This window comes from Marinobacter sediminicola, assembly GCF_031157525.1.
GTDB classification, from domain to species: Bacteria; Pseudomonadota; Gammaproteobacteria; order Pseudomonadales; family Oleiphilaceae; genus Marinobacter; species Marinobacter sediminicola.
Window position 1 is genome coordinate 88,180 of record NZ_JAVIXR010000004.1, and the last position, 18,188, is coordinate 106,367.

Annotated in this window: 21 protein-coding genes and 2 pseudogenes; 5 read left to right on the forward strand and 18 right to left on the reverse strand. The window is 53.7% G+C overall.

Annotated features, from left to right (window positions below; genetic code table 11):
* The first annotated feature begins 51 nt into the window (after positions 1–51).
* Both RG807_RS07215 and RG807_RS07220 read left to right on the forward strand, forming a co-directional pair.
* A pseudogene (locus RG807_RS07215) lies at positions 52–1,029 on the forward strand (tRNA dihydrouridine synthase).
* Positions 1,030–1,152: 123 nt separating this feature from the next.
* Positions 1,153–2,145 carry an MBL fold metallo-hydrolase gene (locus RG807_RS07220; RefSeq protein ID WP_309044297.1) on the forward strand — a complete coding sequence of 331 codons (993 nt, stop codon included), beginning with the start codon at positions 1,153–1,155 and terminating at the stop codon, positions 2,143–2,145.
* Positions 2,146–2,147: 2 nt separating this feature from the next.
* Here RG807_RS07220 and RG807_RS07225 read toward each other — a convergent pair whose 3' ends face one another.
* Both RG807_RS07225 and RG807_RS07230 read right to left on the reverse strand, forming a co-directional pair.
* On the reverse strand, positions 2,148–3,161 hold the full coding sequence (locus tag RG807_RS07225) for a class I fructose-bisphosphate aldolase (protein WP_309044298.1): 1,014 nt from the start codon (positions 3,159–3,161) through the stop codon (positions 2,148–2,150).
* Between the two features lie 100 nt (positions 3,162–3,261).
* A complete protein-coding gene (locus tag RG807_RS07230) occupies positions 3,262–3,528 on the reverse strand; it encodes a DksA/TraR family C4-type zinc finger protein (RefSeq protein ID WP_309044572.1) in 267 nt (88 codons plus the stop codon).
* 116 nt (positions 3,529–3,644) lie between these two features.
* Between RG807_RS07230 and RG807_RS07235 the strand changes: the two genes are divergently transcribed.
* Both RG807_RS07235 and RG807_RS07240 read left to right on the forward strand, forming a co-directional pair.
* Positions 3,645–4,403, forward strand: coding sequence for a DUF1499 domain-containing protein (locus tag RG807_RS07235; RefSeq protein ID WP_309044299.1), 759 nt, complete (start codon positions 3,645–3,647; stop codon positions 4,401–4,403).
* 100 nt (positions 4,404–4,503) lie between these two features.
* On the forward strand, positions 4,504–5,178 hold the full coding sequence (locus RG807_RS07240) for a class I SAM-dependent methyltransferase (protein WP_309044300.1): 675 nt from the start codon (positions 4,504–4,506) through the stop codon (positions 5,176–5,178).
* Positions 5,179–5,205: 27 nt separating this feature from the next.
* On the opposite strand, the gene RG807_RS07245 is transcribed toward RG807_RS07240, so the two are convergent.
* From RG807_RS07245 to RG807_RS07295, 11 genes and pseudogenes are all read right to left on the reverse strand, one after another.
* Complete coding sequence (locus RG807_RS07245; protein WP_298446861.1) at positions 5,206–5,577, reverse strand: YajD family HNH nuclease; 372 nt, start codon at positions 5,575–5,577, stop codon at positions 5,206–5,208.
* A 154-nt stretch (positions 5,578–5,731) separates the two neighbouring features.
* Positions 5,732–6,067, reverse strand: coding sequence for an MliC family protein (locus RG807_RS07250; RefSeq protein WP_309044301.1), 336 nt, complete (start codon positions 6,065–6,067; stop codon positions 5,732–5,734).
* Positions 6,068–6,105: 38 nt separating this feature from the next.
* Positions 6,106–7,582 (reverse strand): annotated as a pseudogene (locus tag RG807_RS07255) (glutamate synthase-related protein).
* Between the two features lie 21 nt (positions 7,583–7,603).
* Positions 7,604–8,857, reverse strand: coding sequence for a glycerophosphodiester phosphodiesterase family protein (locus RG807_RS07260; RefSeq protein WP_309044302.1), 1,254 nt, complete (start codon positions 8,855–8,857; stop codon positions 7,604–7,606).
* 73 nt (positions 8,858–8,930) lie between these two features.
* Positions 8,931–9,713 carry a DeoR/GlpR family DNA-binding transcription regulator gene (locus RG807_RS07265; protein ID WP_309044303.1) on the reverse strand — a complete coding sequence of 261 codons (783 nt, stop codon included), beginning with the start codon at positions 9,711–9,713 and terminating at the stop codon, positions 8,931–8,933.
* A 16-nt stretch (positions 9,714–9,729) separates the two neighbouring features.
* A complete protein-coding gene (locus RG807_RS07270) occupies positions 9,730–10,503 on the reverse strand; it encodes an HAD-IIB family hydrolase (RefSeq protein ID WP_309044304.1) in 774 nt (257 codons plus the stop codon).
* Between the two features lie 70 nt (positions 10,504–10,573).
* Positions 10,574–11,383, reverse strand: a complete 810-nt coding sequence (gene phnE, locus RG807_RS07275; protein WP_200371124.1) for a phosphonate ABC transporter, permease protein PhnE — start codon at positions 11,381–11,383, stop codon at positions 10,574–10,576.
* Positions 11,377–12,195 (reverse strand): phosphonate ABC transporter, permease protein PhnE, encoded by an 819-nt coding sequence (gene phnE / locus RG807_RS07280; RefSeq protein ID WP_309044305.1) that lies wholly within the window; start codon positions 12,193–12,195, stop codon positions 11,377–11,379. Before phnE (RG807_RS07280) ends, phnE (RG807_RS07275) begins: the two co-directional genes overlap by 7 nt.
* Positions 12,192–12,986, reverse strand: coding sequence for a phosphonate ABC transporter ATP-binding protein (gene phnC / locus RG807_RS07285; protein WP_100640337.1), 795 nt, complete (start codon positions 12,984–12,986; stop codon positions 12,192–12,194). The genes phnE (RG807_RS07280) and phnC overlap by 4 nt, the downstream gene beginning before the upstream one ends.
* A 52-nt stretch (positions 12,987–13,038) precedes the next feature.
* Positions 13,039–14,031 carry a phosphate/phosphite/phosphonate ABC transporter substrate-binding protein gene (gene phnD / locus RG807_RS07290; RefSeq protein WP_309044306.1) on the reverse strand — a complete coding sequence of 331 codons (993 nt, stop codon included), beginning with the start codon at positions 14,029–14,031 and terminating at the stop codon, positions 13,039–13,041.
* Positions 14,032–14,198: 167 nt separating this feature from the next.
* On the reverse strand, positions 14,199–14,987 hold the full coding sequence (locus tag RG807_RS07295) for a DUF1206 domain-containing protein (RefSeq protein ID WP_309044307.1): 789 nt from the start codon (positions 14,985–14,987) through the stop codon (positions 14,199–14,201).
* A gap of 162 nt (positions 14,988–15,149) precedes the next feature.
* Here RG807_RS07295 and RG807_RS07300 point away from each other — a divergent pair, with 162 nt between their 5' ends.
* A complete protein-coding gene (locus tag RG807_RS07300) occupies positions 15,150–15,473 on the forward strand; it encodes a hypothetical protein (RefSeq protein ID WP_298446872.1) in 324 nt (107 codons plus the stop codon).
* Positions 15,474–15,545: 72 nt separating this feature from the next.
* Here RG807_RS07300 and RG807_RS07305 read toward each other — a convergent pair whose 3' ends face one another.
* The 5 genes from RG807_RS07305 to RG807_RS07325 all read right to left on the reverse strand — a co-directional run bounded on the left by RG807_RS07305 (position 15,546) and on the right by RG807_RS07325 (position 18,185).
* Positions 15,546–16,040, reverse strand: a complete 495-nt coding sequence (locus RG807_RS07305) for a hypothetical protein (protein ID WP_309044308.1) — start codon at positions 16,038–16,040, stop codon at positions 15,546–15,548.
* A gap of 149 nt (positions 16,041–16,189) precedes the next feature.
* The gene (cysK, locus tag RG807_RS07310) at positions 16,190–17,161 is read right to left on the reverse strand and encodes a cysteine synthase A (protein WP_309044309.1); all 972 of its coding nucleotides are present in this window, start codon (positions 17,159–17,161) and stop codon (positions 16,190–16,192) included.
* A 26-nt stretch (positions 17,162–17,187) separates the two neighbouring features.
* Positions 17,188–17,436 carry a DUF3297 family protein gene (locus RG807_RS07315; RefSeq protein ID WP_298446875.1) on the reverse strand — a complete coding sequence of 83 codons (249 nt, stop codon included), beginning with the start codon at positions 17,434–17,436 and terminating at the stop codon, positions 17,188–17,190.
* 91 nt (positions 17,437–17,527) lie between these two features.
* Complete coding sequence (locus RG807_RS07320) at positions 17,528–17,707, reverse strand: hypothetical protein (protein ID WP_309044310.1); 180 nt, start codon at positions 17,705–17,707, stop codon at positions 17,528–17,530.
* A 61-nt stretch (positions 17,708–17,768) separates the two neighbouring features.
* The gene (locus RG807_RS07325; RefSeq protein WP_309044311.1) at positions 17,769–18,185 is read right to left on the reverse strand and encodes a hypothetical protein; all 417 of its coding nucleotides are present in this window, start codon (positions 18,183–18,185) and stop codon (positions 17,769–17,771) included.
* Positions 18,186–18,188: the final 3 nt, after the last annotated feature.

An 18,188-nucleotide genomic window follows, 5' to 3' on the forward strand; every position in this document is an offset into this window, starting at 1 on the left:
CGAATTGCCTACAATCGCGCTCGCTTGAATTTTGAACAATTGGAGACCCCCATGCGAATCATCCTTGCCCCGATGGAAGGGTTGGTCGATGCACCTATTCGTGAAACCCTGACCAAAGTCGGCGGGATAGATCGTTGCGTGACCGAGTTCATCCGTGTGACCCATAGCATGTTGCCGCCACGGGTTTTCTATAAGTTTGCCCCTGAATTGCATAATCATTCCCTCACACGGGTGGGCACCCCTGTGGCTGTTCAACTGTTGGGTTCAGACCCGGAGCAAATGGGTTGGCACGGGAACAGAGCAGCAGAGCTGGGCGCAACTCAGGTTGATATCAATTTCGGCTGCCCCGCCAAAACGGTGAACAAGCACAAGGGTGGCTGTGTGTTGATGCGAGAGCCGGAACTGATGCATAACATCGTTGCGGCCGTGCGTAAGGCAGTTCCTGAAGGCGTGCCGGTTACGGCCAAGATGCGCCTGGGGTATGACGATCGCTCCATGGGCGTGGCCTGTGCTCAGGCGCTGGAAGCGGCCGGGGCAGAGGAGATTGTTATCCATGCCCGCAGTAAGGTGGATGGCTACAAACCACCAGCCTACTGGGAGGAAATCGCCAAGGCTCGCGAGGCAGTTAAATGCAAAGTCATAGCCAATGGTGAAATCTGAACAGTAGCCGATTACTGGCGCTGCCGGGAAGTGTCCGGTTGTGAGGATGTCATGATCGGCCGAGGCCTGATTGCAAGGCCGGACCTCGCCCTCAAGATCAAGGCCAGCCAGCAAGGCAAAAAGGTTACAGACATGACCTGGCCAGAGGCCGTAGCCTTGGTTCGGGAATATGCCGAAGTGCTGCAGGGCTGGCTGGAAGACAAGTATGTAACCGGCCGCATCAAGCAGTGGCTGAACTTTTTGCGACAGGGATTTCCGGAGGCTGAAGCCATCTGGCAGGATGCCCGTAAAATTCGGGAAGTTGTGCCAATGCTCGCGTGTCTGGAGCAAAAGATGCCCGTGCTGAACCGTGCAGAGCGGGCAGCCTGACGCTTTCTTTTTTCGATTACCTCTCCCTCACTTTCCCTGTTTGCGAACTACACTGGTACAGAGCTGTCCGGTGTTCGTAATTACTGTGGTTCGTAAAACAAAACCACGAAGGGAGGGGCTTTAATGTCCAAAATACTGAAATCCGGGGTCTTTAAAGGGCTCGTGAGTGGGGTTTGTCTGTCGCTGGGACTGGTGCCCGGTGCAGGCGCTGCAGAGGGTGATGTAAAGGTTACGCCTTTGGGGAGCCATGATGGCGAGTTCTGTGCTCTGGACCGGGCTATGGTGTTTGAAGATCCCAATGGTACCCGCATTCTTTACGATGCTGGCAGAACAGTTGCCGGCCCCGATGACTCCCGCCTTGGCAAAATTGACGTGGTGTTGGTGTCGCATATGCACGGCGACCATCTGGGTGATCGTCGGATCAAGGAAACCAACGCCGGTAGCTGCGGTGGCCCGAAATTTCCAGTGGTCACTCTGCCGCAATCCAACACCGTAGACATAGCGGTGAAGAAACAGGCAAAAATTGTTACCGGCAGCGAAATGCCGGCATTTTTTTCTGCCAAGCTTGAAGCGGCCGGCGGCGATCCATCTAATTCCATGCTGGTTCGATTTGGTGCGGAACTTGATGTCGGTGGGGTGGCTATCACCACCGTACCGGCAGTGCACAGCAACGGCGTTTCTCCTTCGTTTCTCACTGGCCCGCTGGCGGACTATCTTCAAGCTGCAGGCGTTGGCGCGAGTGTCGGCCCACCGACCGGCTACGTACTGACATTTTCAAATGGGCTGGTGGTTTATCTTTCCGGGGATACTGGTATTACGGCTGAGCAGAAGTTGGTGGTGAACGACCACTATGGGGCTGAGCTGGTGGTGATGAATATTGGCGACAATTACACTACCGGGCCCAAAGAGGCCGCCTACGTGATCAATGATCTGATCGATCCGAAAGCCGTCATTGCATCACATGCCAATGAGCCGGCTACGAGTGGTGGCAAACTGAATCCGGGCACGAAAACGGCGTTGTTCAGGGAGTTGGTAAAAGTCCCCGTGCACGTGCCTTTAAGTGGGCGCACCATCGCCTTCAACGGCGACGGTGGTTGTTCGTCGGGCTGTGACTGATATCAGCCTTCCATGTCTGCTTTATACTCTCCAGACGTAGCCGCGCCGTTGAGCTTGGCTCGCTTGAGCATGGCAGCTTGGGTGGCGGCCGCGTTGTCCAGATTGCCTGCCCAGGCTTTCTGGGCCGGTTCCTGCAGGGCGCGGCCGTAGGAAAAGCTCAGATACCAAGGTTGCGGGCCATGGCTGTTCATGGCGTTCAGGTTACTGGTCGCTTCTTCAGGGGTCTGTCCTCCAGACAAGAAACTAATGCCTGGAACCGCTGCAGGCACAACCTTGCGGAATACCTTCAAGGTCGCTTCTGCGACTTCCTCTGGAGACGCCTTCACACACTCTTTGCCCGGCGTTACCATGCTCGGTTTAAGAATGATGGTTTCCAGTTGCACTCGGTGCCGGCGAAGCGCGTTGAAAACCTCCGAAATCACAACTTCGTTTACTTCCGCAGACCGCTCGATGGTGTGATCACCGTCAATCAGTACCTCGGGCTCCACAATAGGCACAATGCCTATGGACTGGCAGAGCGCGGCATAGCGTGCCAGCATTTCAGCGTTGGCTTCTACCGCCTGGCGTGAGGGCAGGGTGTCGGAGATGTTGTACACCGCGCGCCATTTCGCGAAGCGAGCACCCTGATTTTTGTAGATTTCCAGACGATCATCCAAACCGTCCAGGCCGTAGGTTATTTCATCGCCCGGGGCGTTAACGAGTGGTTTCTTACCCTTATCTACCTTGATTCCCGGCACAATCCCCTGGTTTTCCAGCAGCGCCGGGATTGTGACTCGTTCAAGGCTGTTCTGGCCAAGGGTTTCCTCAAAAAGAATGACGCCACTGATGAACTCGCCGAGCCCTGGTGTGGAAAAAATCAGGCTGCGATACTCCTGACGTTTGCTTTCCGTACATTCGACACCAACGGCTTTGAAGCGCTTGGCAATCGTGGGATGGCTTTCATCGGCGGCAAGAATTCCTTTTCCTGGCTGAATGAGGGCTTGAATGGTTGAACTCAGTTCGGCTTGAATGCTCATACCGGCTCCTTATGACGGGGAGAGTGTTATGGCGTATATCCGTTGTGGTATATCCTCAAGTGTAGTCTGTGCTTCAGGGCCTTTCTTTGATTGCACCCGGTTATCTCAGTTGGCTATCTTTACTGCCTCGTCGGTTGATGCCGCCTGATCCTGTTTCCTGTTTTTCCAGCGCCGCCTGACAATTAACACACAGGCGTACACCGGAAATCGCTTTGCGCCGAGCTTCAGGAATAGGGCAGTCACACTTTTCGCAGGACTCCGCACTTTCACCCCTGCCAAGCCGACTACGTGCCTCGGCGACGGCATCCTCTACGCTCGCATCAATCTGATCCTGCACAGCCCCATCACGGGTCCACCCACCAGCCATAATCTTACCCTCGGCAAAGCCTTTACCTGTTGTGAACATCAGCATACCAAAGCCGTGGTGATCGGGCTAAGGTAGGGCATCGTATTAGGTTTTCCCACGTATAATAAGGAAGCAGAATGTCGCCTGAAAACAACTCAACCCGACGCGGCGGAAAGTGGCCACTTGTTACTGCGTGGTTTGCAATAACCCTGTTGGTCGTAGCAGGCGCGTTGATGGGCGTTGCCGGGCCGGCATTCAGGGCAGAGTGGATTGAGTTGGGCACCTCCTTCACGTGGATGCGGCAGGGCGCGCAACTGGCAATGGGCGCTGCGGTAGTGGGGCTGATTACTTTGGTACTTGCAGGTGCACTGCGCCGCTGGCGGCCGGCTCTGGTGGGTGCTTTGGTCACCCTGGCGGTAGTGGCCATAATCGCCATACCCATGCAGATGAAGCAGCGCGCCCAAAGCGTGCCGCCCATCCACGATATAACAACGGATATGGAAAACCCTCCGGCCTTCACATTGTTGGCGGCGGCCCGTGAGGAAGCACCCAATGCCGTCGATTATCCGGGAGCGGAAACTGCAAAGCAGCAGCAATTGGCCTACCCCCAGTTAAAGCCGATTATTCTGGATGCTCCTTTAACGCGTGTTATGACCGCAGTGAAAACCATGGTTGAAGCCCGTGGTTGGGAGATTGCCGGAATCACCGACAAGACAATTGAAGCCACCGCGACAACCCGCTGGTTCGGGTTTAAAGATGACGTGGTGATCCGCATGACGGAAACAGAGCAAGGCGTGCAAGTAGATATGCGTTCTGCCTCCAGGCTGGGCAAAAGCGATCTTGGCACCAACGCAGAGCGAATTCAGGTTTTTCTTGAAGATCTGGCAAAACGATAAAGTCGTTTTCCAAGCGAGCCAAGGGGTATACTCTGAAGGAGTAGGATTTTCCGCTTCATTTAACAGGTTGGCGGGCCTAACCCCTTTAGTGTGACCCACAATGAAATCACCTCTGCGTCTTCGCTACCAAACTATTGAGTTCGGCAACGTGGACATTCACGTGTGTACCTTGCGTGATAATCAGCAATTCGACGACCCAAACGACATCGCACTCAAGCTGGGTATTTCCTCTGCTACCTGGCCTCTGTTCGGAATTATCTGGCCATCAAGCCTGGTGCTTGCCCATCACATTGTGAAGCATCCAACGGAGGGCAAGAGAGTTCTGGAAATTGGCTGCGGAATGGCGCTGTCCAGCCTGCTGCTGAACGAACGTAACGATGATATTACGGCGACCGACTACCACCCTGAAGTGGGCGTTTTTCTGGAGCGGAACACTCAGCTCAACCAAGGGAAAGCGATAGGTTACCAGCGAGTTGATTGGGCAGATAAAGCCAGTGATCTCGGCTTGTTCGATATTATTATTGGCAGTGACGTGTTGTACGAAGACGAGCACGTAAACCTGTTGGCCGATTTCATTGACCGGCACGCCAACCCAACCTGTGAAGTAATTCTGGTGGATCCGGGAAGAGGCAGAAAAAACAAATTCAGCCGTCGCATGGAAACCCACGGATTCAGCTTTTCTGAGGAGAAGCCGGAGCATACGGATTACCTGGAAAAGCCCTTCAAAGGGCACGTGCTTAAATTCTGGCGGGGGGGATGTGTAGAGCCTGCCTAACGGGACTCTTAAGATACAGGCAGGCTGTTAGTTTTTCTTCTCAAGCGCTTCCTTCAGGCCTGCAAACGGGTTGTGCGTTGCGGCTTCACGCCGCTTCTCGGAACTTCCGCCGTAGCGCACAAAATCCTCAAACTTGCTGTGTTCTTCATCGTGACAGTACACGCACAACAGTTCCCAGTTACTGCCGTCGGCCGGGTTGTTGTCGTGGTCATGGTCAACATGGTGCACGGTGAGCTCTCGTAAATTGATGCGCGTAAACTCACGGGCGCAACGGCCACATACCCAGGGGTACATTTTCAGAGCGCGTTCACGGTAGCCACTTTCGCGCTTTGCGATATAGTCACGCTGCTCAGCCAGTAGTTTGTCTACCTTGCTTGTGCTGCCGGTATTTTGGCTCATGCAGGCTATTCCTCTGTTCGGGCGTAATTGCTGCCCATGCCGTCCGATAGGGCTACCCAAACAATAGTTGGAATTCGATTGCGTAACGCATCGGTTAGCCGTTTTATTAGTTCAAATGCTACAGAGCAAGCGTGATTTTCATATCTTTCGATGCTCAGGATTCAGCACAGTTCTCGATGATTTTTCCTGAAGTGCCGTCAGCCATGTGATGGAGGAGGGCAGCTTCAGCTCCGGGGCCGGAACCCTTCGTCCACCACTCCAGCTCGTTGCCAACGTAGCGTGAACCACTGGCAGAGACTGCGATTTGCAGTGTGTGCTTGGCACCCTTGTGCTGAATTACAGCAGATTTGTTCGAAGGGTAGGTTGCCGTAATCGTTTCGCCACTGTCGCACTGATAGGTATGCGTGGTGCCCACATCATCTTGCTGCGAACTTGCACAGGCAGTGAGGAAAAGGGCAGACGCCAACGTAAGGGGAGCATAAATGTTCATACATGCCTCGAAAGTTTGATTAGTGATGAAAAAGTTGATCAGGGTTCGATAAACCCGGAAAACTTTACTCCTGATAACAGAGCCATCTCTCGATGCCAAGTTGCCAAATCGTCACTGTTGAATGAATTCAACGAATCGTGACCACAGGCTCTGGCCATCACTTGCATCAATTCTACAGAGGCTTCAAAGAAATTCCTGAGCTGCCCGGCGGATTTTTCGACGTTCAAACGCTGCCGAAGATCGGCCTTTTGTGTGGCTATACCGGCAGGGCAGTTGTTTGTATTACACATGCGCGCAGCGACACAGCCTATTGATTGCATGGCGCTGTTTGCTATGGCTACGCCATCGGCGCCCAAAGCCAGGGCCTTCACGAAATCCATGGGTGTGCGCAGGCCACCGGTAATAATCAGGGTAACGTCGCCACCCACGCCCTGCTCATCCAGGTATCGCCGCGCCCGTGCCGCCACCTCGGCCATCCAATATGATGTAATCGGCGCTGGCATCCAGAGCAAACTGAATGTCCTTTTCAATATGGTTGGCACTGAGTTTGAAACCAATGGGGATGCCACCCGTTACCTCACGCACGCGATCGGCAAATTTCTTGAAATCTGCAGCCGTATGCAGGTGTGAAAATGTGGGTGGAGATACTGCAGGTTCGCCTTCGGGAATGCCGCGAACCTGTGAAATTTCACCGACGTTTTTATTGCCTGGCAGATGGCCGCCGGTTCCGGTTTTTGCGCCTTGGCCGCCCTTGAAGTGAAAGGCCTGAACACCTTTCAGCTTTTCTTCGTCATACCCGAACTGGGCGCTCGCCAATTCGTAAAAATAACGGGAGTTGGCAGCCTGTTCTTCTGGAAGCATCCCGCCTTCGCCAGAGCAAATACCTGTGCCGGCTAGCTCGGCACCTTTCGCTAAAGCCAGCTTGGCTTCTTCTGATAGCGCCCCAAAACTCATATCAGACACAAATAGAGGGATTTTAAGTTTCAGTGGCTTTCTAGCTTTAGGGCCAATAACCAGTTCGGTGCGAACAGCAACGTCTTCAAGCAAGGGCTGAGTGGCCATCTGGGCCGTCATCACTTGCAGGTCGTCCCAGTGGGGGAGCGTGTGACGGGGCACACCCATGGCCGTCATAGGGCCGTGGTGTCCCATTTTGGATAAGCCATCCCTGGCCAACTGATGTATGAACTCGACCGTAGGTTCCTCTACAGTGGCACTAGCGACGGGCATCTCACCCGCACCCGCTTTAACGCCTGGCCCTTCTTTACCAACCGCATCGGCATCAAATTGCTTATGAGTACCATCGCAAAACGGCAGATTTGCCGAATGTTTGCACTGGCACAAATAGGCATCACCAGATTTCTCAGCCGTGAAGGGTTTTGGTTTGAACTCAGTGCCCACGTGGGAACCGTCGCAAAACGGCTGTTTGTTGGAACGGCCACAGGTGTAAAAGTAATATTCCTCGCCTTCTGCGAGATCCACTTTTACAGGCCTGTTATTCGCTACGGTCGGGTTCATTAGGTAACTCCAGGGTTCAGCTTATATGCCCATGCAGTTGGCGTAGTAGGTTGTAGTGGCCGGCCAGTCTGAAAAGATTCCGATTACACCCACTTCCTGAGCCAACACATCAATCACTGTGAACATGTCACCGTCGTTGTTGATGGCATCGGTTACGCTCTGATAGTACCACCCGCCGCCCGTGTGTAGCGGTCCGCTGCGCTCAAGCGACCAGCCAATCAGGTCAAGGCCGGCAGCTTTGGCGTTGAGTGCATACTCAGAAGGTACAATTTCGTTGTTGCTGTTCAGGGTCAGCATTTTCCAGATTGCAGGCGCCAGAACAGGAACCCCTTGTTGAACGAGGCTTTCCATGTACTCAAGGGATACGTTTTCAGGGGAGTGATCATCTTCATCAAGAAAGACCGCTTGCTTGCCAAATTCAGGCGTTTCATTGATCCAGAACACCACGTCTTCCAGCAAAAACGACTGAGGCCATACATCGGAAGGGCTAACACCTGCCTGCACGTAATCATTAATCATCTGGCGAGCATAATCCTGCTGTGTGTAGTCGCCTTCAAACGGCATGTCGACCACCGGCGTTTTCAGCTCCGGAGTGAACTGAACACCCAGTTCCTTGAGCAGCTCGATGCTTTCACGGTGGCTTAACACCGTTCCATTCGTGGCGTACAAATCCGTTCGCCAGTCGGCTGTGCCGCCCAGGTATTCTTCTGGTGTGGTGGCATCGGCGTTAAACGCATCCATTTTACCCCTGAGCGATTTGAACTCAGCCAGTGTTATGTCGCTTGTGCGGCATTCAGCTTCGGCCTTTTGGCCTGTGGCCGGATCTGCCGGGGTAAAAGGTTTGGTGCACTTGGCGTTCAATTCCGGCACAGCCACGATGTTGGTGGTTGTGTGCAGGTCATTCTGGGCATGGCGGCACACCAGCTCCCTGTCCTTGGTAAAGGCCACGTCGCACTCTACGATCCCGGCGCCCATTCGTGCGGCCGCTATGTAAGATTCGCGGGTATGCTCAGGAAACTGCATAGGAGCACCCCGGTGACCGATGGAGAAGGTCGAAGAGGTCACCGGCTTGGATTCACACGCTTGCAGGGACTGCTTCAGCTTGCCTTCGTCCATGTTGTTAATCAGGAAGTAAGGCCGGGGTCCAACTTGAACCAGCGCCTGGCTGTCAGTAGGGGAGGCTTCAGGGGTGCTGGCATTGTGATCCATGGTGCTGCAGCCAGACATGACCGCAATAGAACCCGCGAGCAGTGACAGGGAAAGTGTACGTTTCATGACAGAATCCTTCTGTATTTTTTGTTTGAATTTATATTATTGAGCTAAACATTAGTGGCCACCTCACTATTGATCAACTAACCACCAGCTGTGGTTCGTCGCACTCAATGATGGCCATGGAGCCGGGCAGGTTTGCCCGCTGTTTCCGTGGGACGGAATCGGTGTAAAAACGGTCAACGTATTTGAACGTGGCCACTTTACAATGTGCGTTCAGAGTCCATTTGCTGTGGTCTGCCACAAGCATACGGGTTCTGGTGTTTGCGATGATGGCACGGCTAACTTCAGCCTCGCGGATTTCGTGATCCATCAGGCCTTGTTCCAGATCCATGCTTCCGGTGCTGAAAATGCCGAAGTCTGTCGTGAAGGAGCTGAAAAAGCTGCTGACTTCTGGCCCAACCACATCGTGATGGTTGTGGCGGTACATGCCTCCAGACACGATAACCTCGATACCCGGGTTACCTGAAAGTGCCGCCGCCACACTGAAATTGTTGGTCAATATCCGAAGCGAATGATGATGAATCAGCGCTTGTGCAACCAGTTCAACGGTACTGCCAACCCCCAGGCTAACGGTGGCGCCTTCAGGAATATCTGTGGCAACGCGTTTGGCCATTCGCTGTTTAGCGAGTTGACTGGATGTCGGTTCATCCTGGGGCACAGCAAAGGATGGTGCAGGCGTTGCCGGCAGGCTGACACCGCCATAACGACGGCGCAACAAACCCTGTTCGCACATCTTGTTGATGTCGCGGCGAATGGTTTGTGTAGTGACGCCAAAGCGCTGAGCGATGTCTTCAACTTCGACATGCTCTTGTTCATGCACCCATTCGAGGATGCAGCGCTGGCGTTCTTTGGCACTCATCAGATTACCTGCTCGGTCAGGTGCGATGTTGCAGCCAGGCCTCTGCCATTTCAGCAAAGCCCAATCCCGAAGGTTGGCTGACAATCGCTGCGGGCTGATGGGTCATAACGTGTAAATGCTTCCGAATATTGGCTACGCCAACACTCATGGGAAAGCTGCGGAACATGCTCTCGTCATTGGGGGCATCACCAATGAAAATGGAGCGCTTCTGCAAAGACTCGATATCCAGCCCCAGTAACTCCTGGCCCACTCGAAGTGACATAGTGGATTTGTCGAAATCGCCGAGCCAGATGTTGATGTGGATAGAGCTTTGCCGAACGCTGAAGCCCTGGGAAACCAAAGGATCATGTATCGCCGCTACCTGCTCAGGTGTTAGCGATTCCTGCTGGTTGTAGTCTACTGCCACATCGACAAAACGGAAGGGTTGGTCTGTGGCGAGCTTTGCCTCGAAATCCAAATCCAGTGCTGCGACAGCGTCTAATATGGACTGCTGGTCGCGTCGGTGTTTCGCTTCGTTTTCCCAGAAGTGCCATTTAACAGTTTGCGGGGCAGTGCGCTCAGCATAGAAGGCTCCGCCTTCACCAATCACCGCTTTTACCGGCCAGGTACGAATGATCTGATCACACCAGCCAGCACAGCCCCCTGTTACGGGGATGACACTGATACCTGCATCGGCCAGCCGGCAGATCGCGAGATAGGTCTCTGGCAGAAGGCGGCCACAGGTGGTGAGCGTATCGTCCACATCGGTGAAAAGAATGTCGGCCCTGCCAAAATCAATACTGTCTTTCATAGAATCGGTTATCCAGTTCACAGCGCGAGTGTTTGCCACCCGAAACGCTCGGGCGGCAAACAACTCAAGGTCAAATTACTTTTTTGCGCAGAACGCTGGTCAGCGCCTCGCCCAGAATGACCAACACAACGATTGCAAGCAGGATGGTTGCAACGGTTTGCCAAGCGAACATGTCGATTGACCCCTGAAGCAACACACCGATACCACCGGCACCCACCAAACCCAGCACAGTGGATTCACGGATGTTGATGTCCCAGCGCAGAATGATGATGGCGAAGAATGCCGGCATTACCTGAGGCACAATCGCGTACAACACCACTTTCATCTTGCTGGCACCGGTCGCTTCCATGGCTTCCACCGGGCGGCGATCAATCTCTTCTATCGCCTCGCCCATCAGCTTGCCGATAAACCCAACGGAGCGGAACATCACCGCCAAAATACCGGCCAGCACGCCGGGGCCAAAAATAGCCACGAACAGCAATGCCCAGATAATGGTGTTCACTGAGCGGCTGGATACCAGAATGAATCGACCAATCCAGAGCGTGATCTTGTTCGGTGTGGTGTTCTGAGCCGCTATGTAAGACACCGGCAGAGCGATGAAAATCGTCAGCATGGTGGACAGGGTGGCAATGTGCACCGTCTCCAGCATGGCGGAGAAAATCGCACTCCACTTGCTGAATTCCGGCGGCCACATGCGTGCGCCCAAGCTTTGGATCTGGTTGGGCGCATCCCAAACCCAGGGCCAAAAAATATCAATATCACGCACGGCCCAAACAACAGCTATCAGCGTGGCCAGGTAGACCGCATAGCGCGTAAGCTGTTCTTTACGGTCGTAGCGCGACCAGACTCGGTCGGTCAGTTTTGCAGCGTGATCTACCATACTTTTTTCCTCACCCATCCGCTCAAACCTTCACTGACCAGAATGATCGCAATAATCATCAGCAAAATGGCAAAGGCGAAATCGTAATCGTAACGTCCGAATGCGTTCATCAGCGTGCCACCGATACCACCGGCACCCACAATGCCAACAACGGCCGATGCGCGAAGGTTACTGTCGAGCTGATACATGGATAGCCCGATCTGGCGCGGCATGATCTGTGGGAAAACCCCATAAACCAGGATTTTCATGTAACCGGCGCCAACAGAACGCATGGCTTCAACCTGGCCCCAATCAATTTCTTCAATCTCTTCTGCCAATAACTTGGCAACGAAGCCGATGGAATAGAGAGTCAGGGTAAGAATGCCCGCCATAGGGCCAAAGCCCACCGCCGCAACAAACAAAATGGCGACGATAACCGGGTGAAAGCTGCGGGAGACGATAATAAGAGTCCGTCCCAGCAAGTAAACGGGCAGGGGAGCTACGTTACGAGCCGCCATAACCGCAATGGGGATAGACAGGAGAACACCCAGCATGGTCGCCAAAAATGCGATCTGGAAGCTTTCCTTGAAGCCCGTCCACAGCAGCCCGCCGCGTTCGAAACTGGGAGGGAAAGCGCCGCCAAAAATTTTGCCTGCCCGAGGCAAGCCTTCAGCGATACGCTGCCAGTCAAAAGGCAGTGTTGAGAATGCCCAGTACAAGTAGGCCAGGGTGATTGCGACCAATCCATAGCGAATCCAGGGATTTGCTATGAAAGGGGGCTTTTTCCAGACCCTGCCCGGCTGTGCACCGGATGCAGTGTTCCCGGATGTCATGCCGAAGCCTCCTCAGTTGGGGATGCAGGCTCACCAGCATCTTCTTCCGGCGACTCAATGCCACCGTAAATGGCATCCAGAGCATCCTGGTTGAAGTCTTTGGGTTCACCGTCAAAAATCATCTGCCCATGACGCATGCCCACAATACGGTCGGTGTACATACGCGCCTGGGTCACGTTGTGAATGTTGATCAGTACAGGCAAAGACATTTCACTGGCAAGGCTTTGCAGCAGGCTCATGATCTGCTGTGAGGTTTTCGGGTCCAACGAAGCCGTGGGCTCATCGGCCAAAAGAATTTCGGGCTCTTGCATCAAAGCGCGTACCACAGCAACACGCTGGCGTTCACCACCAGACAGCTGGTCGGCACGTTTATCGGCGTAGTGGGCGATACCCACACGCTCCATGAGGCTGAATGCGCGGTCGATATCCGATTGTGGAAAGCGACGAGTCAAAGCCTGAAAGAAGGACACATAGCCCAAGCGGCCGGAGAGCACGTTTTCCATAACGGTTAAACGGTCAATCAGGTTAAAGCCCTGAAACACCATACCGATCCGCCGACGAGAGTGGCGCAGGTCGCTTCCGCGAAGATTGACCAACTCGTGGCCGTTCAGCTTGATCGAACCCGACGTTGGCTCGACCAACCGGTTGATGCATCGTAACAAGGTGCTTTTACCTGCACCGGATGCGCCGACGATGGAAACAACACTGCTGCCTTCCACCTTCAGATTCAGGCCTTTGAGCACAGGTTCGTTTTGCCCGTAACGTTTTACGAGGTTGGTAATCTCTAACATGTGTTTACTCCGGATAGAGCCTCTGGCGCGATGCCAGAGGCTCCTGGGCTACTTATTTAAGGTTATCGCGGGTGTACTGAACGCCATTAGAGGCCTGGATGGTGCGGATGACCTTCCAGTTATCTTTGTAGTTGATGGGAATGAACGTTTCGACGCCTTCAAATTCCTCACCGAGCTCAGTGCCGGCAAACTTGAAGGTGTAAAACGCTTCGCGGATCTTCTCAACCAGATCCGGGTGCAGGTTGTGCGCATAGTTGTACGAGGTAGTCGGGAAGCGATCTGATTCCCAAACCAGACGCACGTCGTCTGTGTCATACAGCCCGCGAGCCGCCATACGCTCCACAACTTCTGATGCTACCGGAGCGGCATCATAGTCTTTTGCGACGACACCAAGCATGGACTGGTCGTGGCTACCCGAGAAAGAAATCTCATAGTCATCCCCAGGAACGATACCCATCTCAGGGAACAGAGCCCGTGGAGCCTGGTTGCCCGAGTTAGACGTTGGGGAAGTGTGAGCGACACGCTTGCCCTTCAGATCTTTCATCTCATGAATATCGGAATCAACGTGGGTGAACACCTGCAGCGTGTAACCAAACTGACCTGTTTCTGAACCCATCAGCGCAAACGGAACCGCACCGGCCAGGTTAACCGCGAAAGGCGTTGGGCCAGTGGAGAAGCCAGCAATATGCAGACGGCCGCTGCGCATAGCTTCTACTTGAGCTGAGTTGGACTGAACGGCAAAGAAGCGAACATCACGGCCAGTTACTTCCGACAGGTGATCGATGAACGGCTGCCAAATATCGGAATAAATGGCGGGGTCTTCAACCGGGGTGTAGGCAAAAATCAGGGTGTTGGGATCGTTCCACTTGGACTTGTCCGCAGGCAAGTCTGCAACCATGTCGCCATTTTCATCGCAATACAGAGTATCCAGTGCGCCTCTCTCGCAGTCGGCAAATGCCTGACCGCTGAAACTTGCCATCAAAACGGAAGCCGCTAAGGCAGCAGAGGGCAGTACCCCGGGAAGCTTTTTTTTATGGAAATTCATTGTGATTCTCCGTCGGGAGCGGTCCATGCATGGGGTTCCATGCGGTTTTATTGAACATCTGGGAGGGCCGACTCCATTGGTTTATTATTACTAGATGTTCAATTGAACATGATGATAGCAGTAAACACTGACTAGGCAAGGATGAAAAAGCATGAATGTTGATCGGGCTATGGTGGATCAACACGGCGATAGAAAGCCTCCAACATGCTGTACATGCCGAAAGCGAACAGCCCGACGGCGATGAACGCCATAAGTGGCGTGCCGAAAGGCTGCTTGCGGAAGGTTGAGAACACTTCAGCTATACCGCCGGCCTCGTCCGGATTGACCTGGTAAGCCGCGATAATAAAAAAAGTACCCGTAACGATGAACACTAAGCCACGAACGACCAGGCCAAATCGGCAGATGGGGTAAGCCCAGCGCTGCGTGCTCTGTGGCATACAAAAATGGCGTTCAAATTTGGCCTTTGCGCCCTTAACGCTGTGCGCTACTCCGGCGCCGATCATCATCAGCCCAACAGCTCCCACTAACCACTGGCCATAGGGTTGCTTCATGAGCCAGCCGGCAGTGCCGTCAGAACCACTGCCACCGCCGCTGCCACCCAAGGTAAAGATCAGATTAATGGCAAAGAACGCGAGTAGCAGGTGCGTTGCGGCACTTACGAGCAGGCTGGCCCTGATAATAATGCCTTTAAAGCTTTTTCCATGGCGGTCGGTGTCTGCGATGGCTTGTATGCAGCGCCATAATGCGTAACCAACAAGGCCGAAGGCCATTGCGCCTAAAAGAATCTCGCCCAGAGGTGCCGACAACAATCTTTCCAGCGCGCCTTGGCTTCCCGTAGTCTGGCCGCCTCTACCGAGCGCCGACAGAGTGGCAAGGCCTCCGATCAGCAAATACACAATCCCGCGGGCGGCGTAGCCAGCTCGAGCAAAAAAAGCGATGGATTCGTCGGGGGGCATTGTTTTGACGGCTCCTCTCGTAACTCGGGCTGTTGTGCACCTGAACCTTGCTACAGATATATGCAGTCTAGCCTATCAGGCTCGTTGGCGTTCAGCGTGGTTGAGGAAAGTCTCATCAGGTATGCTCGTAAAACGCTCACAACCAACTGCAAGATAATCATTATGTCTGTTGATCCCCTGAAAACTCTGGCTGATATGGCCAGTGAAGCACACGCACGAATTCAATCCACGCATGAGCACATAAACCCAGTTGTTGAAGTGCGCCGCGGCATGCGCGATGCAGGCATTCCTGCAGATGCAATGACCATCGATTGCCTGCGAACGCGTCGGCGCATTACGCTTATTTTGCATGACGAGCAGCCCGGCAAACTCCTCTATCAGTTTATTACCATTGATGAAGAAGTTGGCGAGGGGTTCAAAAGTGTTGATATGGCGGATGTGAGCGCGGAAACGTTGTTTGAATGGATGCAGGAGTACTTTGGTTGAGCAGTACTCCCGGAGTCTGCCTTCTCAGTGAGCACCGAGAAGGCGAGGTTCAGTAAGTATTGAAGTTTGAACTTACTGGTATACAACCTCTCTCTTGGAGACCAGGCAGATGTTGTCATTCGTACCCTGAGCTGAGAGATAGATATTCACTGTGTCGTCGTCATTTTTAAGAATTAGAGTCTTCTCGTTCATGGTGCCTACATAGGCCCAGTCACCAAACACCTCTTCTCGGGTGAGCATGCAGGATTTGGCCAAGGCAAAGGTTTCAATATAGGTTGTATCGCACTTGCCTGATGACGTCGGCGCGGCAATCACCGTTACATGGGAATCGCCATCGGAGTAACCCTTGCTCGACAGGGACGCATAGATACGGTTGTCCGGGTCTTTCGAGTTCCATGTTGAATGGGACGCGTGGCTCTTATCCCCAATAATGAAATCCCCCATCTCTGCCAGAGGTGCAGCGCATTTTACGACACCATTTTTGACGGCCTGAGACTCGATTACTGTAGTGTCTGCGTGGGCACTCAAAGTAAACAAAACAGACGCGGCCAAAAGGATTTTTTTCATTGTGTCTCCAAAAATTGAACTAATCTTCGCTTGGGCTAGGCCGGCGTAGCAGCCAGCCGTTTAGGGTTGCGCTAACCCTAGCCCAAAGCGATTGGAACCGGAACACGGAACCCGCGGATTTTGCAGTGTTTTACGGGGTAGGGTGCCTTTTACTGCACGTTTTCCGTATCGCCAAACTGCTCAGCAAAGAGGGCGCTGGAGAGGTAGCGCTCGGCCGAATCCGGCAGGATGACCACAATGTTCTTGCCCTTGTGTTCAGGTTGCTGGCCAACACGGACAGCGGCAACCACTGCCGCACCACAGGAAATGCCACACAGAATGCCTTCTTCCTGCATCAACCGGTGCGCCATGGCCATGGAGTCTTCATTGGTGACCGTTTCCACCTGATCAACCATGTCCAAATCAAGGTTTCCAGGCACAAAGCCAGCACCAAGGCCCTGGATTTTGTGCGGTGCCGGCTTGAGGGCTTCGCCATTACGCACCTGAGTGATGATAGGTGAGTCAGCAGGCTCAACGGCTACCGTAGTAATAGCCTTGCCCTGGGTGTTCTTGATGTAGCGAGAGACGCCCGTGAGCGTGCCGCCGGTGCCCACACCCGAAACAAAAATATCCACGGCGCCATCGGTGTCGTTCCAGATTTCAGGACCGGTGGTATCTTCGTGAATTTGTGGATTGGCCGGGTTGTTGAATTGCTGAGGCAGAAAGTACTTCTCAGGCTCGGCCGCCGCCAGTTCTTCCGCTTTGGCGATCGCGCCAGGCATGCCTTTGGCGGGCTCGGTCAGCAGCAGGTCAGCACCCAGAGCTTTCAGCACCTTGCGGCGCTCCAAGCTCATGGAAGAAGGCATGGTAAGAACGATTTTGTAGCCTCTGGCCGCCGCCACAAAGGCCAAGGCTATACCCGTGTTGCCACTGGTGGGTTCGATAATGGTCATGCCCGGCTTCAGCACCCCCCGCTTCTCGGCATCCAGCACCATGGCCGTGCCAATTCGGCATTTCACCGAGTAGGCCGGGTTACGGCCTTCAATCTTGGCCCAGATAGTCGCGCCATTATTCACACGGTTAAGCCTCACCAGCGGTGTATTGCCAATGGACTGAGAGTTGTCTTCAAAAATGCGGGGCATGGGCTATCTCCTTGGCGCCGTGTTGCTTAATCGTAGTAGGCTTCAACCTTACCTTTCATGGTCATCATCAGCGGTTGGCCACGACGGTCCAGTGCCTTGGGGGAGGCGATTTTTATCCACCCTTCACTGATGCAATATTCCTCAACATTGGTGCGCTCTTTTCCATTCAGCTTGATAGCAATGTCGTGCACGAAAACTTCAGCGACATGGTGCGGGCTGTTGGGGTTTCTTGAAAGACGATCCGGCAGTGCTGGCAAAGATGTAGTTTCGCTCATGATAGTAATCCGCGTTGAATAGGAAAGGGCGCCATTCTAGGCAATATAGATCGGGCGCTCAATAACGGCCGCAGGGTTATTCGCCCTGCACTTAGTTGCCTTCGCGCCGAGGGCCTGGCTTGAAGAGTTTAAACCAGGCAATTGCGCCTGCTATAGACGCGAGCGCTAGAATTACGAAGAATTCCTGCGCGTTAAAATCGCCAACCTTGTGCAATAACCCCAGAAACACCAAAAGAAATGTTCCAATGGTGCCAACAATCCTTAAATTCATATTTCTTCCTCGGAGCTGGAGCAGCCCACTGAGTGTGCTGCGTGCTCCACTCATAGATGGTTTATTGTCTTTGGATCAGAACCCGCTGGATAACATGGCCCCAGGTGCGATCTTTTGCATCGCTGGCATGCTGGTCAGCGCGGCTTAGGGCTTCTGCTTGGCCCGCACTTGATACAAAGGCCGTAAACTGTTTGGTCACGGCCTTATGATAATTCCTGAAAGCAGCCTCACAGCCCGCTTGGGCGCCCTTGGCAATGTCTGAAGGGGGTGCCGAGCTGATATGGCTGAAGCGATCGGATTCACCGACCATGCAATCCTGATACGCCTTGTACTTCTCGTTCAGGTTGGCACTGAGGGCTTTCTTTTCATCGGCGGTCAAATTCGGCGCAGGAGAAAGAGCCGCGCAACTGGTCAGCGACCCGCACAATGCAACTGCAATGGTAGCGCCCCGCCAACGGGCAGCATTAAAGAAGATCATACT

What these genes read in the sequence shown, in the direction of transcription:
- RG807_RS07220 (WP_309044297.1), top strand. Translation starts at nt 1,153, where the DNA reads ATGTCCAAAATACTGAAATCCGGGGTCTTTAAAGGGCTCGTGAGTGGG.
- RG807_RS07225 (WP_309044298.1), bottom strand. Translation starts at nt 3,161, where the DNA reads ATGAGCATTCAAGCCGAACTGAGTTCAACCATTCAAGCCCTCATTCAG.
- RG807_RS07230 (WP_309044572.1), bottom strand. Translation starts at nt 3,528, where the DNA reads ATGGCTGGTGGGTGGACCCGTGATGGGGCTGTGCAGGATCAGATTGAT.
- RG807_RS07235 (WP_309044299.1), top strand. Translation starts at nt 3,645, where the DNA reads ATGTCGCCTGAAAACAACTCAACCCGACGCGGCGGAAAGTGGCCACTT.
- RG807_RS07240 (WP_309044300.1), top strand. Translation starts at nt 4,504, where the DNA reads ATGAAATCACCTCTGCGTCTTCGCTACCAAACTATTGAGTTCGGCAAC.
- RG807_RS07245 (WP_298446861.1), bottom strand. Translation starts at nt 5,577, where the DNA reads ATGAGCCAAAATACCGGCAGCACAAGCAAGGTAGACAAACTACTGGCT.
- RG807_RS07250 (WP_309044301.1), bottom strand. Translation starts at nt 6,067, where the DNA reads ATGAACATTTATGCTCCCCTTACGTTGGCGTCTGCCCTTTTCCTCACT.
- RG807_RS07260 (WP_309044302.1), bottom strand. Translation starts at nt 8,857, where the DNA reads ATGAAACGTACACTTTCCCTGTCACTGCTCGCGGGTTCTATTGCGGTC.
- RG807_RS07265 (WP_309044303.1), bottom strand. Translation starts at nt 9,713, where the DNA reads ATGAGTGCCAAAGAACGCCAGCGCTGCATCCTCGAATGGGTGCATGAA.
- RG807_RS07270 (WP_309044304.1), bottom strand. Translation starts at nt 10,503, where the DNA reads ATGAAAGACAGTATTGATTTTGGCAGGGCCGACATTCTTTTCACCGAT.
- phnE (WP_200371124.1), bottom strand. Translation starts at nt 11,383, where the DNA reads ATGGTAGATCACGCTGCAAAACTGACCGACCGAGTCTGGTCGCGCTAC.
- phnE (WP_309044305.1), bottom strand. Translation starts at nt 12,195, where the DNA reads ATGACATCCGGGAACACTGCATCCGGTGCACAGCCGGGCAGGGTCTGG.
- phnC (WP_100640337.1), bottom strand. Translation starts at nt 12,986, where the DNA reads ATGTTAGAGATTACCAACCTCGTAAAACGTTACGGGCAAAACGAACCT.
- phnD (WP_309044306.1), bottom strand. Translation starts at nt 14,031, where the DNA reads ATGAATTTCCATAAAAAAAAGCTTCCCGGGGTACTGCCCTCTGCTGCC.
- RG807_RS07295 (WP_309044307.1), bottom strand. Translation starts at nt 14,987, where the DNA reads ATGCCCCCCGACGAATCCATCGCTTTTTTTGCTCGAGCTGGCTACGCC.
- RG807_RS07300 (WP_298446872.1), top strand. Translation starts at nt 15,150, where the DNA reads ATGTCTGTTGATCCCCTGAAAACTCTGGCTGATATGGCCAGTGAAGCA.
- RG807_RS07305 (WP_309044308.1), bottom strand. Translation starts at nt 16,040, where the DNA reads ATGAAAAAAATCCTTTTGGCCGCGTCTGTTTTGTTTACTTTGAGTGCC.
- cysK (WP_309044309.1), bottom strand. Translation starts at nt 17,161, where the DNA reads ATGCCCCGCATTTTTGAAGACAACTCTCAGTCCATTGGCAATACACCG.
- RG807_RS07315 (WP_298446875.1), bottom strand. Translation starts at nt 17,436, where the DNA reads ATGAGCGAAACTACATCTTTGCCAGCACTGCCGGATCGTCTTTCAAGA.
- RG807_RS07320 (WP_309044310.1), bottom strand. Translation starts at nt 17,707, where the DNA reads ATGAATTTAAGGATTGTTGGCACCATTGGAACATTTCTTTTGGTGTTT.
- RG807_RS07325 (WP_309044311.1), bottom strand. Translation starts at nt 18,185, where the DNA reads ATGATCTTCTTTAATGCTGCCCGTTGGCGGGGCGCTACCATTGCAGTT.